Source organism: Vicinamibacterales bacterium, from assembly GCA_035699745.1.
GTDB lineage: Bacteria > Acidobacteriota > Vicinamibacteria > Vicinamibacterales > 2-12-FULL-66-21 > JAICSD01.
Window position 1 is genome coordinate 1 of the sequence record DASSPH010000057.1, and the last position, 16,464, is coordinate 16,464.

The window sequence follows — 16,464 nt, forward strand, 5'->3', positions numbered from 1 at the left end:
AGGGCTTTGCCGAGTCGTTGCGCATGATCCGCGAGCTTCTCGACCGGGGGCGGGGCATCGAAGCAGAGAACGTCTCGCGGGCGCTGCTGGCCCGCGTCGAGGCGGCCACCGGTCCCGACGCGCTCGAAGTTGCCGAGGTTCTCGATCTCCTCGGCCGCGCGATCCGGCGATCGTCGAAGGTCGCGAACGAGGAGAAGAGCGCGCTTGCGGAGCGGGCCGTCGCGATCAAAGAGCAGCGGCTTGGCTCCGCGCACCCCGCTCTGACCGTCAGCCTCGTCAACCTCGGCGTCCAGCGCGCGCTCGCGGGAAGCCCCGCGTCAGCAACACCGCTGCTGGAGCGGGCCCTCGCGATTCAGGAGGCGGCAGCAGGAGCCGATCACCCTTCCGTTGCCGCAGTGCTGCAGACGCTCGGCGGCCTGCTGATCGCGCTCCGCGACGATGCGGGAGCGAAAGCACGGCTCGAGCGCGCGCAGCGCATTCGCGAGGCGGCCTATGGGGCCGGCGACCCGGCCACGCTTCGCACGCTGGTCAACCTGGCGATCCTGCATCAGGAGACAGGAGACTACGCCGGGGCGCGGGAGCGTTATCGGCGCGCGCGGATGCTCGCCGGAACGATGCGCCTCTCTGCTGACCTGCTCACGCTCCATGTTCTGTCCGGCACCGCGGTGGTACTCAGCGATCTCGCCGGCGATCCGGCCGGCGCGGCGAGCCTGAACGAACGCCTGCTGGCCTTCACGGAGGACGCGTTCGGCGCCAGCGATCCGCGCGTGCGGACCGCGTTGGACAACCTGGCGACGGATCTGCGGGATCTTGGCGACTACGCTGGAGCGCGCGCGCTGGCGGAACGCTCGCTGGCGATTGGCGAGCGCGCGCTCGGTCCCGGCCACCTCGACGTCGCCCGCAGCCTGCACGCCCTGGCCGCAATCCTCGCGGCATCCGGTGACTACGCCGAAGCCACGAGACTCTTCGAGCGGGCGACGCGCATCAACGAGGAGGTGCTGAGGCCATCCAATCTCCCGAGCGCGCGCGCGTCGTGGCTCATACCGGATCTGCTGCCGCTCTCCGGCTACGGACCAGACGACCTGGACCTCTTCGAGAGGGTGCTGGCAAATCGCGAGAAGCAGCGCGGTCCTGCCGATCCGCGCCTGGCGGAAGGCATGAGCAATCTTGCCGCGCTGCTGTCCGGAGCCGACGACTTTCGCCGGAGCCTCCCGATGTTCGAGCGTGCGCTCGAATCGCAGGAGCGATTCCTCGGCCCGGATCATCCGGAAGTCGCCGCGGCGGCAACGAATCTCGCGCGCGTGCGCGCCGGCATGGGCGACCTGCAAAAGGCGACGGCGCTGTACCAGCGCGCGCTGACGATCTGGGAAGGAGCGCTGGGCCCGCGCCACCCAAGGGTGGCGACCGCTCTGGTGAACCTGGCGCGCGTCCACGTGCGAGCCGGCGCCGCGCGGGACGCCGGACCGCTGCTCGATCGTGCGCTCGCCATTCAGATTGCGGCGTTGGGGCCTGATCACCCGGACACGGCAGTGACGCTGAGCAGTCTCGCCGAAGTCTCGGCGCGTACCGGCGCTGCGGTCGACGCGTTCGCACTCGCGGCGCAGGCGGACGCCGTCAATCGCGAGCATCTGCGGCTCACGCTCCGCGCGCTTCCCGAACGGCAGGCGCTGGCATATGCGGCGTCGCGCGGCGCGGACCTGCAGCTGATGCTCCGTGTGGCCTCGGCGCGCGCAGACGACTCCCCAATCGTGACCGCCGGGTGGGACGCCGTCATCCAGGCCCGCGGCATGGTGCTCGACGAGGTCGCGGCGCGCCACCGCGCTTCCGGCGCGCTGGAGGCGGAGGCGGTCACCGCGCTCGCGGCCGAATTGGCAGCCGCGCGTCAGCGCCTCGCCACTCTCGCCGTGCGCGGCGTGCGCAACGATGCGCCCGCGAGCTACCGGCGTCTCCTGGAGGACGCCCGTGGCGAGAAGGACCGTACCGAGCGGGCACTCGCGGAAACCAGCGCGGCATTCAGGGACGGCGAAGTGAGCAGGCGTGTCGCGCTTCCCCAGGTGTCGGCAGCGCTGCCGTCGGGAAGCGCGCTGGTGGCCTTCGTGAAATACCAGGGCGATCCGGACCCGTCGTACCTCGCGTTCGTGCTGCGGGGCGCCGGCGCTCGACCGGTGCTCGTTCCGCTCGGAACAGAAGCAACGATCGACCGCCTGATCCAGCAGGTGCGCCGGCAGATTAACGAGGAGGCGATCGCACCGCTCGCCGTCGCCGGCCGCAGCGAAGGGGCGTATCGGCGGATGGCGGGAGAACTGCGCGCGGCGATCTGGGATCCCCTGCGGAGGCATCTGGGCGGCGCGACACGGGTGTTCGTGGTGCCCGACGGCGCGCTTCACCTCGTGAGCTTCGCCGCGCTGCCGGAAGGGCTGTCCCAGTACATGGTCGAGACGGGACCTGTCATTCACTACCTCTCCGCGGAACGCGACCTCGTGCCCCTGCAGCGCGGACCGACCGGCGCCCGCGGCCTGCTCGCCCTCGGCGGCGCGGCGTTCGACGACATCGGGTCGGGACGCGCCGCTGCGCCTTCCTTCCGCGGCACGCGATCCACCTGCCTCGACTTCCAGTCACTGCGGTTCGATGCCCTGCCCGCCTCGATCAAGGAAGTCGACGATGTGGTGTCGGTGTGGGATCGAGCACATGGCGCGCGCGATACGCTGCGGCTGACCGGTGCCGCCGCGACCGAAGCGGCGTTCAAGCAGACCGCCGGCGGACGCCGCATCCTGCATCTGGCGACTCACGGGTATTTTCTCGACCGCAACTGTGCGCCGGCGCCCGATCCGCGGGCCGCACCCGCACCGGCGGTTTCTCCGTCGAGGATCGCACGGGAGAATCCGTTGCTCCTGTCCGGGTTGATCCTCGCCGGCGCGAACCGCCGCGGGGCGGCCGCGCCGGACGACGAGGACGGCGTCCTCACCGCGGAGGAAGTCGCGGCCCTGAACCTCGACGGAGTCGAATGGGCCGTGCTGTCGGGCTGCGACACCGGCGTCGGCGAAATCAGGAGCGGCGAGGGGGTTTTCGGGCTGCGGCGAGCGTTCCAGATCGCCGGCGTCAGGGCCGTGATCATGACCCTGTGGCCGGTCGAAGACGAGACGACGCGCCGCTGGATGACGTCGCTGTACGAGGGCCGATGGTCCAGGCAGTTGAGCACGGCGGACGCCGTCCGCGCGGCGAGCCTGGCCGTATTGCGCCAGCGGCGGAGCAGCGGCCGCAGCGCGCATCCGTTCTACTGGGCGGCATTCGTGGCGGCGGGTGACTGGCGCTGACCGCGGGGGGTGTTTTTGATACAATCTGAAGTTCCACCGTCCTGCTGGGACGTCGTTCAACGGTAGGACACCGCGCTCTGGACGCGGTTATTGGGGTTCGAATCCCTACGTCCCAGCCATCCGCCTCCGCTCGCGCACGATTCAGGCGAGCTACGGCGGGATGGCTCACCGACACGCTGAGATCCCGCCGCAGCGCGGAGCGCGAAGGCGGACGAATCCCTACGTCCCAGCCAATTCTTGCTTGGCCTTGTACCCTACACATCATCCGCCGGATGTGCGCACTTCCGAACCGCCCACAATCGTGAGTCGGCTCGCCGCTCCCGTATGCGTCACTTTGATGCTTGCTGGCAGCGTAGAATCACGTCCATTAGCGCGCCGACCCGCCACGGTCACGGCCACTCAGGCGCTCGCGTGCTGTGAAGGCGTTCGGACGTCAGCCATGCCCTTCATGCACCGCGAAGCAGGTGCGTTGCTCCGAGTTCTCGGCTACCGACAAGCAAATTCGTCCCCGGTTGTGGGTTGGCAGAAGTCTGACCAGCCAAAAGCGCGCCAATACTCGACGAGTCCCAATGTACGGGCGAGATCCCTGAATGCCGGAAGCCCTCGGACGTCCCGAAACAGCGGCTGCCACAAGAGCGCTGGATGGCGCACGTGTGGAGCTGCGTCCGTCAAGAGGCGCAGCGATAGCTCCGGCTCGCGGTAGAAGGCGGCCCACTCAGCGAGCAGCGCCTTCTCATCCGCGCTCGCCGAAGACGCCAGAAGGCGAATGTCGGCCGCGGCCCCCGCCGGGGCATCTATGAACCGCAGCAGCCTGCGGCTCACGCGCGCGGTCAAAGACTCGTCCGGAATCGCGGCGAGGCGCATGCGAATCAGCGCCTGGTCGTCCTGATTGAGCGCCGCCACGAACCCGCCATCGAGCAGCTGTGTTTCGAGGCCCTCGAGCCTGAGACCGCGATCGATCTCGGCGAGCGCACCGGTGATATTCCTGTCGGCCAAGTGCGCCGCGCTCAGGAAGCCGGCAATGGCCGGCGCGAAGGGGTCCTGCGCCCGCGCCCGCTCGAGTGCAGGTATGGCTTCGCGCGTGCGACCCACCGCCAGCAGAAGAACGCCCCGGGGACCCGATGCCCGATCGGCGAGTCCGTAACGCGCGGAGGACATCTGCAGCTCCTCGAACGCGCGCGCCGCTGATGCCCAATTCCGGCGCCTCGCCTCCACAATCCCGATTTCCTCCAGCACGTCGGGTGCATCGGGCGTCAGCGCTCTCGCCTGCGCGAGCGCTTCGGCGGCGTTCTTCCGCCATTCCTCCGCCCGCTCCGGAACGAGGAACATGCCGTTCTGATAGACCGAGCTCAAACGCGCCCAGGCGATCGCGAACGAAGGATCGAGCGCGACCGCCCGCTGGAGGTGCGCGACGGCGAGTGGAAAAGATTGGGGCTGCCAGTCGAGATTGCGCGCGCGCGCACGCAGGTACTCCTCGTAGGCGGCAACATTGCGGGTCATGCCTGGCACGCGGCCGACGGCGCCGATCCCGAGCTTGACTTGCAGAGCATCCGCGACCGACCTGGCAATGTCATCCTGAATCACAAAGATGTCGTCGACCCGGCGCTCGTAGGTTTCTGACCAGAGACGGTCGCCGGTCCCTGCGCGACTCAACTGGACCGTGATGCGCACCTGATCCCCTGCCGTGCGCACGCTGCCCTGCAGCACGTGCTCCACGCCGAGCGCCTCGCCGACGGCACGCAGGTCCCCGCCCCTGTCCTTGAACCGGAACGACGACGTTCGTGAGGTGACGCGCAACTCACGCACACGTGACAGCGCATTCAGCGTTTCGACGGTGATCCCGTCGGCGAAGAACTCCCGCTCGGGATCCGACGACAGGTTGTCGAACGGCAGCACGGCCACCGACTGGGTCGCGGGAGGCCGCACACTGTTGCGGAAGGTGAGTATCGCAGCGGCGCCGGCCGCGGCGACGCCAACCAGTGCAGCCACGGCCATCAACCAAGCGGGCGACCCGTGGAGAACGGGCGCTGTCGGAGCCGTGGGCGCGGCGGGGGTATCGGCATCCACACGCTCCACGGACGCCGTCAGGCGATAGCCCCGTTTGGGGATCGTCTCGATGTATCGCGTGCGCTTGTCGCCATTCCCGAGGGCCTGCCGCAGCTGCCCGATGGCGAGATACACCGACCCGTCGCCCACCGTGACGTCTTCCCAGACCGTCGTCATCAACGACTCGATGGAGACGACGGCACCGCCGGCCCGGGCCAGGGCGACCAGGACGTCCATGGCACGCGGCTCGAGCCTAATCGAGCGCGAGTCGCACTCGATCAGGTTCTGGCTCGGTATGGCGGTCCAGGGCCCGATCCGGAAGCTCGGCGCGTCGTTCACGTGATTCCTCAGGCGATCCTGCCACGAACCTAAGACGGTCCTAAGGACGGCGGACCGCTGCCGATTGTAACTTCGCGTGGCGCCGGAGCGGCATTGTGAGCCGCCGCGACTCATCGCGCTCGCTCGGCGCTCCCGACCAGCCGTCGGGACAATGTCACCGACTTGACAGATCCAAGGAGGGCTTCTGATGCGACGCATTCTCTTCGTTGTGCTCTTGACCCTTGCAGCCTCCGCTCCAGCCGTTGGGCAGGCCAGCGCCGAACAGCAGATTCGGGATCTCGAGAAACAGTCTTTGGAGGCGGCCGAGCGCGGGACCGGACATGCGTTTGCCGAGCGCTACCTCGCCGACGATTTCCTCTTCACGGATCTGATGGGACGTGTCATGACCAAGGCGCAGATACTGGCGAGGCCGAAATCCACCCCTGGCAAGGGGGCCGTGATGGAGGTTGACGATCAGCAGGTGCGGGTCTACGGCGATACGGCAGTAGTCACCGGACGCGTGACGTTTACGAGCGCAGACAATCCGAAGCCGGACAGCAGGCCCGCGGCCCGCTACACGCGGGTGTGGGTCCACCAGGGCGGCAGCTGGAAGCTGGTCGCCGAGCAGCTGACGCGGATCGCCGCGCCGGCGGTAGGCTGACCTGGATGCGGCGGAGGCTTTCGGCTCTCGAGGCGATCATGCGGCGCGTACGAGCCGGGTCCGGAAATCGTCCCGAACACCCAGCCAACTTCTATTTCACACAACAATGACTGCGCCGCGCGCATTTGCCGGTGTGTCGAACACCGTCATCGATGTCCCCTTGACGGCGGACACGCGCTCGGTCCTTCCAACCTAAACTCTGCGAAGAACCAGCCTGGCGATGGAATGGGAGCTGCGTTCCGTAAGTGGACGCTGCGCGGGCGATGCATTACCCTGCCCACCATGCGCGAGACCACACGACGCGTCTTCCTCCACCGTAGCGGACGTGTCGCGCTCGGCAGCGCGCTGTTGTGGCAGTCCAAAAGCCTCTCGACGCAGCTGACCGGCGACTCGGCCTGGAACGCGCTGATCGCGGGCCTCGAAGCGCAGATTCCTTCGCTGATGACGGAACTCCTGGTGCCCGGCGTATCGGTGGTGCTGATTCGTGACGGCGCCATCGCGTGGCAACGCGCTTTTGGCGTGACCGACGCCTCGATGAAGCGGCCCGTCGATAGCGACACGATCTTCGAAGCGGCGTCGATGAGCAAACCGGTCTTCGCTTATGCAGTGCTGAAGCTGTGCGAGAAGAAGGTGCTCGCTCTCGACACACCGCTGGTCGCCTACGGGGGGCCGCCGTTTCTCGAAGGCGATCCGCGCATCAAGTCGATCACCGCTCGCCACGTCCTCTCACACTCGACCGGTTTCCAGAACTGGCGTTCGGATTCGGAGCCGCTCCGCATCCATTTCACGCCGGGCACGCAGTATCGATATTCGGGCGAGGGCTTCGCGTGGCTGCAGTCGGTCGTCAGCCACGTCACCCAACAGCCCATCGAGCCGTTCATGAAGGCAAACTTGCTCGAGCCGTTCGGTATGACAACGAGCGGCTATGTCTGGAACGAGACCTTCGCGGCGCGCGCCGCGCGCCCGCACGATGCCAAAGGACGGCCAGAGGACAATCGGAAGCGCACTGCCGCCGACGTGGCGCGCTACGCCGCGGCCGGCGATCTCGAGGCCACGCCCACGGAATACGCGAAGTTCCTGCTCGAGGTAATCGCGCCGAAGCCGCCCGATGAGTATCGGCTCACCGCCGCGTCCCTGAAGGAGATGTGTCGACCGCATGTGAAGGAGCCGAACGCGTGGGGCGCCCGCGGCCTTGGATGGCAGCTCGTTCACGCCGACAAGGGGGACGTCATTCAACACGGCGGCGACAATCCCGGCTTCCACGCGTTTGCCGTCGGCTCCGTCGAACGCCGGTGTGGCGCGGTGGTCATGACCAACGGCGAAAATGGCGCGACCCTGATCGGCCGATTCCTGAGCGACGTCGTAGACCGGCTGCACGTCGCTTCGAGACACTAGCCGCCGCTGCCCCGGATTGTGAGTGCTCCGACGGTCACGCGTGCGCTGCACCGATGAGCCAGGGTCGCTCGAACCGGTACTCTTCATCGAGCTCGACGTCGGCCACCACGACGGCCAACATCTTCTAGTGGACGTCAATTCCCGCGATCCTGTACCGCATCGGCCTGTTTTCAATGACTTGCAGCCCAGGGTGATTTCACTGTCGAACTTCGGAGCCAGAACGCCTCAAGGCTTCCACAGCGAATACATCAACTCGACATCGAGCTTGGCCGTGCGCAGGATCTGCCGAACAGTGTCCTGCCCTATGTGTGGTGCGAGTCGACTCGGCTGATTGGCGATCGTGTACGTTGTCATCGCGACGACTGCGCCGCCCGCCCGGAACGAGGTCGCGTCGACTTTGTCGAACGTGTCGCTTGCCTGATGGTGCACTTGTCGATACTGGGTGGTGTCCACCCACAGCTTCAACGCCGGGATTCCTTCAAGCAGGAACGGACATTCATCCGACCCGCAGCTCGCGTCCATCGATAACCCGTCGGCACGCAGATCGCGTAAACGTGCCGAAATCGGGCGCATCGCCGCGCGCAGATCGTTTCGCCCGTTCACATACCAGCCGCGTGGCCGTCCGGCGCCGTTATCGGTGTTCAGCACGGCGATACAATTCTGCAAATCGTTTGCATGCCGCTTGATGAACATCGCCGAACCGGGCGGGCCCGGCTCCTCAGCGGCCCAGAGCGCGAATCGAATCGAGCGCCGCGGCGGTTTGTCGAGTGACGCGATCGCACGCGCCGCCTCGAGGACCATTACCACGCCCGTGCCGTTGTCCTGCGCGCCGGTCCCGAGATCCCACGAATCGAGGTGGGCACCCAAAAGGACCCACTCGTGAGGCAGCTCGCGACCGGTGATCTCTGCGACGAGGTTGCTTACCTGGGTCGGCCCTGACACCTCGTTCCGCCATTCCGCTTCAATGGTGACAGGCCCACGGGCGAGGTGACGACGAAGCAGCAGGTTGTCTTCGAGTCCGATGTCCCCGACTGGCAGCGGGAGGACTGTGCCTCGCGCATTGCCAGTGTCTACCCAACCAGCGACGTTGTTCGCCACTCTGTGGGGCAACAGAACCGCTTGCGCGCCAAGATCCTTGAGCAGCGCATACGCATTGCGAAGGCGTGCGAATGCGAGGGGCTGATCGGACGGCAGGGCCTTCTCGAGATCGACGAGAACGATTCGATGCTTCAGTTGCGCTGACTGCGATCGAATCGTCGCTGCCGAAAGATCGGAAACCAGAATCACGTCGCCGCGAATGCCGCCGGGTGGAGTCGATGGTCCCCAACCGACGGATCCGATTCTCAGCGCGCGTTCGACTGGCGCGATGAGTCGAGCTCGCGCGGACCCACGTTGCCAGGTATCGGGCAAAGTGAATTCCTCGAAGCGAATGTTGGTAAGTCCGGCTTCGCGGAGCCTCGTCGCGGCCCATTGCGCGGCTCGGTCGTATGCCGGAGATCCGACTAGACGCGCGCCGATGTCGTCCGTCAACTCGCGAAGCAGTTCCATGGACTGGCCACGCAGAACGGTCGACGAGATTCGATTCAGATCGTTCGGGGGATTGACGGTCTGCTGTCCGCGCACCAAAGCGGCCGCGACTGCCGCGAGGACCAGCGCGTGCGTGAGACCAGATCTGCTCGACATTGCAGCGTTTCGACGCCAACAGGGTAGGCGGCCTTGAGAGAGAACTCAAACATCATGCGGCACGGATGAGCCAGTTGCGGAAATCGTCCCGAACAGCCAGCCATCCGCCTCCGCTCGCGCACGATTCAGGCGAGCTACGGCGGGATGGCTCACCGACACGCTGAGATCCCGCCGCAGCGCGGAGCGCGAAGGCGGACGAATCCCTGCGGGTTCGTCGAAGCGCTCGCGGCAATTCGTTTGGAGGGGTCGCTCTATCGGCCCAGACGTCGGGCCCGCCCGTCATGAAAGTGACGATGCTCATCGTCACCGCTTTGATCGTCTGGTTCGTCGTTCAACTGACACGAGGTTTCTAGTGTTGCTATGGGGATCGAGCGACGGGCTGAAGCATCCTGCTATGGCGGCTGTTGATTCGACGGACCTGTGTCCTGAACTGAAGCGACGTGCTTTCGGAGGCTCCGGCATAGCTAGAACTCCGCTTATCGCGGGACTGGCACTGTTTCTGGTCGCCTTTCACATCGCGACAACTGGCAACCTGTGGGCTCAAGTGCCCGGCACGCCTGGACACGATCACCTGACCGAGGTGGCCTGCCTGGACGTACCGCCAGACGCGAAGCGCCCGGAGTTCGGCTGCTTCAACGTCGGCATGGTCACCGGACTTCATTTCAGTCAGGCATCCGTTTACTGCGAGACACCGCCGCCCGCTCGGTGACCTGGTAGCGAGGCCGACCAACAGCTCGGATGAAACGGCGAGCTGCCGACGGTCAAGGATGGTGATCGTGCGTACGCAGCGGCACCTGTATCATCAGTCGCCGCCGCCAATGAGCGTGGCTCGTCCTGCATCAAAGCGCGGGGCGGCGTGGAGGTTGTGCAATGACGCGATCCTGCGGGTGGTCGGTCGCAGTAGCGGCCGTACTGTCGGTTTTGGCGCCGAACATCGCGGCGGCACAGCTGATGTCAACGTGCGCCCCGGACTCACCCGAGAGGCGCGGTCAGATAGGCTCGCTTCCACATCATCATTCCGGTGTCGAAGCCGTCTACGTGCTCGAGGGCGAAGCGTGCTACGAGACACCGACTCGCGCCGCCAAGCTGCAGAAGGGGGAAACGCTCGCCCTGCCCGGCGGCACGCCCATGCGGGCCGTGGTCACCGGATCAGCGCGTCGCCATGTGTTGGCCGTCATCGTTCATGACGCAGCCCAGCCTGCCACCATGAGGATGGAAGAGGGTACCGGTCCCAAGCTTGCCGCGTGCAAGTAGCAGTGGGCGAGGCACACCAACACTCTGTCAAGCCTCACGCAGCCGTGACCAACCAGTTGCGGAGATCGTCCCGCACACCCAGCCAATCCGCCTCCGCTCGCGCACGATTCAGGCGAGCTACGGCGGGATGGCTCACCGACACGCTGAGATCCCGCCGCAGCGCGGAGCCTCCACCTCCTCGAGATCTTCGTCGGGATCGGCGAAGTTCGAATCCCAGGCAGCTCCTGCCTCGGGTACAGCTCTGCTCCCCGGCGAATCAGCCGTCTGATTTGCGTCATGGACTGCGGTAGCCTACGTGATGAACGGAGGACGCGCGACGCTCGCGTGCTGATAACCAAGGAGACAAGCTTCATGACGAGCCCGCTCAGCCGAAGAGAGTTTTTCGCCGGCGTGGGCATGTTTGCCGCGGCCGCCCGCTCCGTCGTGGGACAGAGCCGGCGCACCAGGCTCGTGCTGCTTGGGACAGGAGGCGGGCCGCGGCCCCGAACGGCGAATTCCGCTTCCGCGCAGGTGATCGTCAGCAACGGCGCGGCCTACGTGATTGATTGCGGCGATGGCGTGGCCCGGCAGATGGCCTTTGCGGGCGTGCCGCTGGCATCGCTGCGCCACGTGTTCATCACGCACCAACATTCCGATCACACCGCCGACTACGGCAATCTGATCTGGCTCGCGTGGACGGCCGGACTGAGCTCGCGCGTCGATACGTGGGGACCGCCGCCGCTCGAGCGCATGACCAGACTGTTCCTCGAGATGAACCAGTCCGACATCGAGATCCGGATCGCCAACGAGGGCCGTGTGCCGCTCGCGCCGCTCGTGCGCGTGCACGAAGTGCGTCAAGGCGGCCCAGTCATGGCGGACGACAATCTCAGGGTCACCGCAACGCTCGTGGATCATCCACCGGTCGTGCCGGCCTTCGCCTACCGCTTCGACGCCGCCGATCGCTCGATCGTGATCTCGGGCGACACGGCACCGTCGCAGAGCCTGGTGAAGCTCGCCGCCGGCGCGGACGTCCTGGTCCACTCCGTCATGTATCCGCCGGCCATCGACCGGCTCGTCGCCCGCATACCAAATGCGGCGGCGCTGAAGGCGAGCATCCTCGCGCATCAGACATCGGCGGAAGACGCGGGCCGTATCGCACAGGACGCTGGCGTGAAGACACTGGTCCTCTCGCATTTCGTACCGCCCGACGATGCCGCCGTGACCGACGCGATGTGGCTCGAGGCCGCTCGGCGCCACTTCCGGGGTACCGTGATCGTCGGGCGAGACCTGCTGGAGCTCTGATGTTGAAAATGCTGACGCTCGGCGGTCCGTCTGCGGTTGTGGACCTTTCGCCGCGTCGTGCAATCGACCAACGCCCGCCTAAGTGACGCGCGGAGGAAGGAAGTGGTGAACGGGAAGAATCTCCGGCGTTCCGACGTCGAAGCCCCGTTCCCTCATCGCCTGCGTGAAAACGGGGGCGAACGCATCATAGGCTGCTCGGGATTCCCAAACCGTGATCGTGAAGAACGCGATGTCCTCACCGACGCCGGCGTGAAAGATCAACCCGGCAGGCGGCGCGACTGGAGGACCGCCCGTCCAGGATTGCCGATACTGATCGGCCGACATCGCTGGCGCCTTGTACACAACGGCGATGGCCACTCGTCAACCTCCTGAACCAATTGACGCAGTCTACACAACAGCCCGGGCGACGAACTCAGCGGCGATCACGCAGCATGGTTGCGCCAGTTGCGGAAATCCTCCCGAACATCCAGCAGCTCATCAGATGACAATCTACGTTCCAGTACTTTGCTCGGGGCCGCAGCGCGGAGCGCGAAGGCGGACGAATCCCGACGTCCTTGCGACAATTTCCCAACGCTTTGAATCGAAGCGACGACAAACGTTGCGTTCAATGGCGCCGCACGTTACGAGTCGAGTGCCGCCGCACCGGCCTCACTTCGCGGCATTGGCCGCAAGCCGCACGTCGTCGTGTGTGAAAACCGCAAAAACGAACGGCTGTGATTCGAGAACGCGCGCCAGATCGCGCAGCGTCAGATGAAGGGCCGACAGCCGGTTCTCATCGACGAACATCTGGCTGTTCTCCGGTTCGAAGGATGTAATCAGCTGCTTCGCCTCAGGATCAAACCTTTCGTGCAACAGATCTACGATCGACTGCGCAAAGTGTCGACGGTCCGGCGACGAGGGTTGCGACGGCATGCCATGGTCCGCGGTCACCGCGAGAAGATAGTCGTTGCCAACCTTCGCCTCCAGCGCCCGCAGCATTCGCGTTAAGTGGCGGTCCATCTCGCCGAGGGTGACGCGGAGCTCGCTCGAATCCGGACCGTACTTGTGGCCCACGAAATCGGCCCCCTTGTAGTTGAGCAGAATGAGATCCGCGACGTTGTCTGCGCCCACCGGCTCGCGCTCAATCATCGTCGTCATCGCATCGGCTTCGAATGCCGGAAACAGGGCCGAATAGCGCACAGCGGCGGCCGAGTCGATTCTGTGACTCATCCACTCCCCGTCGGCCCGCCACAGTGCGCTCGCATTTCGATCCTTCAGGTACGCAGGCAGCCGGAAGCAATTGGGGTTCGTGGTCCAGTTGCCCGTCTGTTGATCGTAGCTTGCGAGCAGCACTGGCGTTCCATTCAACTGACACGCTCCGTGACCCGCAAGCGGCGTCGCCGCTCGGTCGATGCTGCCCTGGGCCAGTACGATCGCGCGGCCAGCCGTCTCGAGCTGCCAGACGTCTGCCAGCGTCAGTGCCACCAGATCGTGCGGCACTCCTCCCGCGAACAGGTCGTGGCGCCGTCCGTGAGTGCGATCGTACACGCTTACGCCGGTGATTCCGTGCACGCGAGGATCGGCGCCCGTCGAGATCGTCGAGTGCCCCATTGCGGTGTTGGAGGGCAGAACGTTCAGCCGCGCCTGAGTGAACCAGGCACTCTGCTGACGCAGAGCGGTCAGGGTTGGCATGGACGCGGCGTAGCGATCGAAGTAATCGCGCCGCATGCCATCCAGGACGAGCAGCATCACCACTCGCGGTCGAGCGCCCGCCCGCAGAACCGGCAATATGCGGCCCGTCGTTGACGGGGGCATCTGTACGCCAAGCGACGCCGCAAGCGTGGGCGCCACGTCCTGCTGCGCGGCTGGGACTGAGAACACGCCGGTTTTCACCGCAGGGCCCGCAAACATCAGCGGAATCGAGACGTCATAGGACCAGGGGGACCCGTGCATGTACTCGAAATTCGGGTCAGCCCGTGTGATGAAGTCCCCTTCACGCGGGACGATCAGGAGTTGGCCCGTTCGGCCTGGAAAATAGGCCCGTGCGAACATTGCCAGGAAGCGCTGTCGCGTTGCGGGATCGGGTGGCGACTGCTTGACCTGCTCGCCCGAAACCGTCCACGTGATCGCGACCAGACCCAGGGCGAGGATAATGGCACCGTAGCGGGGCAACTTTGAGAGGACTAAGGTCCGCCACCTCGTCATGCTGGCTCCATCGCTTCACACCGGATGATCGTACTGGGCCCGCGAAGACACGAACTGCTCGTGCGATTATCGTCTGCGATTGGGCTGTTCGCTGCTCTAAAGTTGTTGATGCCAGTGGGCGCGAGCTGGTGAGCCTGATCCGAGACGAACCAGCTCACGCAGCGTTTTGGACGAACCAGGTTCGAAAATCGTCCCCGCCAGCACTTTTCAAGTCGATCGCGCCGCTTCAGCTTCAACGATATCAATCGGTTGGAGTAAATCGGCTCGGTTCGAATCCCACACTCATTGCTCTCCGGGGATCTTGACGCACTTTGAACACGCGTGCGAGAACTTGCGGTGATGCCAGACATCGGTGGCACGCGCGAGGTTCTCACGAGCCGGCCAGCGGTTCGCGTCGTCGCCGCCGTGATCTGATCGTTCGGCTGATCCGCGATCCTCGATTTGCCGATGCGGCACCCACCACCGTCGTTGAATGGGCGAACGCGCTCCATCAGGACTCGATTGATCGGTACGTGGCTGGCGAGGACGAGTCGAAGGCACTTGTGAGCCGCGCGTGGCGCAACACGGGGTTCTCCCCGCTCGCCCCATGGGACGCGCCGGTGTACGAACGGTTCTTCGATGTCGTCAGGGACGTCAAAGGCGCGGCCGACGGAGCGCCGGCTTCGGGTTGTCGCCGCGGATCTCCCGGTGGACTGGAGCGGCACGCGTCAGGAGATCGAGGCGACCAAACAGCGCTTTCCACGCGATGTACATTTCTTTGAGATCATCGATCGCGAAGTGATCGCCAAGCGCCAGAAGGCGCTATTGATCTTCGGCGGAAACCACCTGTACCGGCATTGGTGGAATCCCTTCGCGAACGGGTCGACGCCGCCAAACCTGATCGACCTTCTCGAACAGAAGGCTCGAGGAGCGGTGCTCGTCGTCATGGTGCATGCGTTCGTCGAGCGAGATGTTGACCTTGAAAGTCGGCTCAAGGCGTGGAAGGCACCGGCGATGGCGAAGCTGGAAGGGACCAGTTGCGGAAACCGTCCCGAACACCCAGCCATCCGCCTCCGCTCGCGCACGATTCAGGCGAGCTACGGCGGAATGGCTCACCGACACGATGAGATCCCGCCGAAGCGCGGTGCGAAGGCGGACGAATCCCTGCGTTCCAGCCAGCTCATCAGTAGTTCCCGCTCGTTGCCACACCTCTCAATCCGGCCCGAGGACCAGACCGTGGATGCTCATGGCTGTTCCCGCAGGACAGTTTCCGCCGAGACACGCGCTGATTCCGGGCGTCGCTCCAACTGCTGATCGCGTGAGCACCGCGCGAGGGGTTGACACATCCGGGAACGCGGAATGGCCCGTGTCCGCCGGCAAAATCGGGCCCGTCGGGCAGTGTCGAATTCGCTGTAGGATGTCGCCCGAATACGAGAGGAACCGCGCCTCGAAAACGAGCTTGAGAAAAGGCAAGGATGACGTATGGGCTGTGGCGACTTCGGGTTGTCACGACGGCGGTTGATCCGACTCGGATCAATTGCGGCGAGCGGTCTCGCGTTTGCTGGTGTCCCCGTCCTGCTGGTCGCAGGGCAGGACGCCGTTCGACGGGAGACGGCGGACCTGATCACCGGTCCGTTCTACCCTCGCGTGAAGCCGACGGACCGCGATCCCGACTTGACGTTGGTGCGTGGACATCATCGGCGAGCTGCCGGGCAGGTAGTACAACTGACCGGCCGCGTCACAAACCTGAAAGGAGAGCCGCTGCGCCGTGTACAGATTGAAATCTGGCAGGCAAACACGAACGGGCGGTACGCTCACCCGTCTGATCCCAACACTCATCTACCACTCGACCCCGATTTTCAAGGATACGCCCTCCTGCGAACTGACGAGGATGGTCGCTACGCGCTGACGACGATCAAACCGGGACCGTACCCGACTGCCCGCGGCGACATGCGAGCGCCCCATATCCATGTCGAAATTCAGGGACATACTGATCGCAAAGTCACGCAACTCTTCTTTCCCAATGAGCCACTCAACGATCAGGATCGCCACCTCAATTCCGTCCGGCGGCCGGACACGTTGATCGCAAATGTCTCCGCGTCCTCTGCGAGTCCCGTCCTCCGGGCGCAGTGGGATATCGTCGTGACGACGGGGTAGAACCGAGCTGAACGAGAGTGGGTTTCGTGCGGGATATGGCTGGCTGCATCGGATCGTGCCGCGCAGACCCGATCAGAGCCGAATTGGCCCGCCGTCGAGACCGAGACGATGCGCTACTATCAGGCGCCGCTTCGTCTCGACACGAGCAATGCCCAGGGAACGAGCGGCTGGTCGTCGAGTATCTCGCGGGCG

General features: G+C 65.3%; 10 protein-coding genes and 1 tRNA gene. 7 read left to right on the plus strand and 4 right to left on the minus strand.

Features of this window, described 5'->3' with window-relative positions:
- Both VFK57_12555 and VFK57_12560 read left to right on the plus strand, forming a co-directional pair.
- Window positions 1-3,314 (plus strand): CHAT domain-containing tetratricopeptide repeat protein (locus tag VFK57_12555; protein HET7696536.1); only part of this gene is annotated, 3,314 nt, incomplete at its 5' end.
- A 45-nt stretch (window positions 3,315-3,359) separates the two neighbouring features.
- Window positions 3,360-3,433: transfer RNA gene (locus VFK57_12560), tRNA-Gln, on the plus strand.
- A 367-nt stretch (window positions 3,434-3,800) separates the two neighbouring features.
- Here the strand turns inward: VFK57_12560 and VFK57_12565 are convergent.
- A complete protein-coding gene (locus VFK57_12565) occupies window positions 3,801-5,699 on the minus strand; it encodes a winged helix-turn-helix domain-containing protein (protein HET7696537.1) in 1,899 nt (632 codons plus the stop codon).
- Window positions 5,700-5,886: 187 nt separating this feature from the next.
- Here VFK57_12565 and VFK57_12570 point away from each other — a divergent pair, with 187 nt between their 5' ends.
- Both VFK57_12570 and VFK57_12575 read left to right on the plus strand, forming a co-directional pair.
- The gene (locus VFK57_12570; protein ID HET7696538.1) at window positions 5,887-6,339 is read left to right on the plus strand and encodes a nuclear transport factor 2 family protein; all 453 of its coding nucleotides are present in this window, start codon (window positions 5,887-5,889) and stop codon (window positions 6,337-6,339) included.
- Between the two features lie 282 nt (window positions 6,340-6,621).
- On the plus strand, window positions 6,622-7,734 hold the full coding sequence (locus tag VFK57_12575; protein HET7696539.1) for a serine hydrolase domain-containing protein: 1,113 nt from the start codon (window positions 6,622-6,624) through the stop codon (window positions 7,732-7,734).
- 225 nt (window positions 7,735-7,959) lie between these two features.
- Here the strand turns inward: VFK57_12575 and VFK57_12580 are convergent, their stop codons facing one another.
- Complete coding sequence (locus VFK57_12580; GenBank protein HET7696540.1) at window positions 7,960-9,417, minus strand: M20/M25/M40 family metallo-hydrolase; 1,458 nt, start codon at window positions 9,415-9,417, stop codon at window positions 7,960-7,962.
- A gap of 1,605 nt (window positions 9,418-11,022) precedes the next feature.
- Here VFK57_12580 and VFK57_12585 point away from each other — a divergent pair.
- Window positions 11,023-11,952 carry an MBL fold metallo-hydrolase gene (locus VFK57_12585; protein ID HET7696541.1) on the plus strand — a complete coding sequence of 310 codons (930 nt, stop codon included), beginning with the start codon at window positions 11,023-11,025 and terminating at the stop codon, window positions 11,950-11,952.
- A 78-nt stretch (window positions 11,953-12,030) separates the two neighbouring features.
- On the opposite strand, the gene VFK57_12590 is transcribed toward VFK57_12585, so the two are convergent.
- Together VFK57_12590 and VFK57_12595 are read right to left on the minus strand one after the other, a co-directional pair.
- Window positions 12,031-12,309 carry a hypothetical protein gene (locus VFK57_12590; GenBank protein HET7696542.1) on the minus strand — a complete coding sequence of 93 codons (279 nt, stop codon included), beginning with the start codon at window positions 12,307-12,309 and terminating at the stop codon, window positions 12,031-12,033.
- Window positions 12,310-12,600: 291 nt separating this feature from the next.
- Window positions 12,601-14,136: an alkaline phosphatase family protein gene (locus tag VFK57_12595; GenBank protein HET7696543.1), complete on the minus strand. Its 1,536-nt coding sequence runs from the start codon at window positions 14,134-14,136 to the stop codon at window positions 12,601-12,603.
- 687 nt (window positions 14,137-14,823) lie between these two features.
- Between VFK57_12595 and VFK57_12600 the strand changes: the two genes are divergently transcribed.
- Both VFK57_12600 and VFK57_12605 read left to right on the plus strand, forming a co-directional pair.
- Window positions 14,824-15,429, plus strand: coding sequence for a hypothetical protein (locus tag VFK57_12600; protein HET7696544.1), 606 nt, complete (start codon window positions 14,824-14,826; stop codon window positions 15,427-15,429).
- Window positions 15,430-15,597: 168 nt separating this feature from the next.
- Window positions 15,598-16,272 (plus strand): hypothetical protein, encoded by a 675-nt coding sequence (locus tag VFK57_12605; GenBank protein HET7696545.1) that lies wholly within the window; start codon window positions 15,598-15,600, stop codon window positions 16,270-16,272.
- Window positions 16,273-16,464 lie beyond the last annotated feature (192 nt).

Excerpts from the sequence above, each read along its gene's own strand:
- VFK57_12575 (HET7696539.1), top strand. The coding sequence starts at position 6,622 with ATGCGCGAGACCACACGACGCGTCTTCCTCCACCGTAGCGGACGTGTC.
- VFK57_12595 (HET7696543.1), bottom strand. The coding sequence starts at position 14,136 with ATGACGAGGTGGCGGACCTTAGTCCTCTCAAAGTTGCCCCGCTACGGT.
- VFK57_12570 (HET7696538.1), top strand. The coding sequence starts at position 5,887 with ATGCGACGCATTCTCTTCGTTGTGCTCTTGACCCTTGCAGCCTCCGCT.
- VFK57_12605 (HET7696545.1), top strand. The coding sequence starts at position 15,598 with ATGGGCTGTGGCGACTTCGGGTTGTCACGACGGCGGTTGATCCGACTC.
- VFK57_12585 (HET7696541.1), top strand. The coding sequence starts at position 11,023 with ATGACGAGCCCGCTCAGCCGAAGAGAGTTTTTCGCCGGCGTGGGCATG.
- VFK57_12580 (HET7696540.1), bottom strand. The coding sequence starts at position 9,417 with ATGTCGAGCAGATCTGGTCTCACGCACGCGCTGGTCCTCGCGGCAGTC.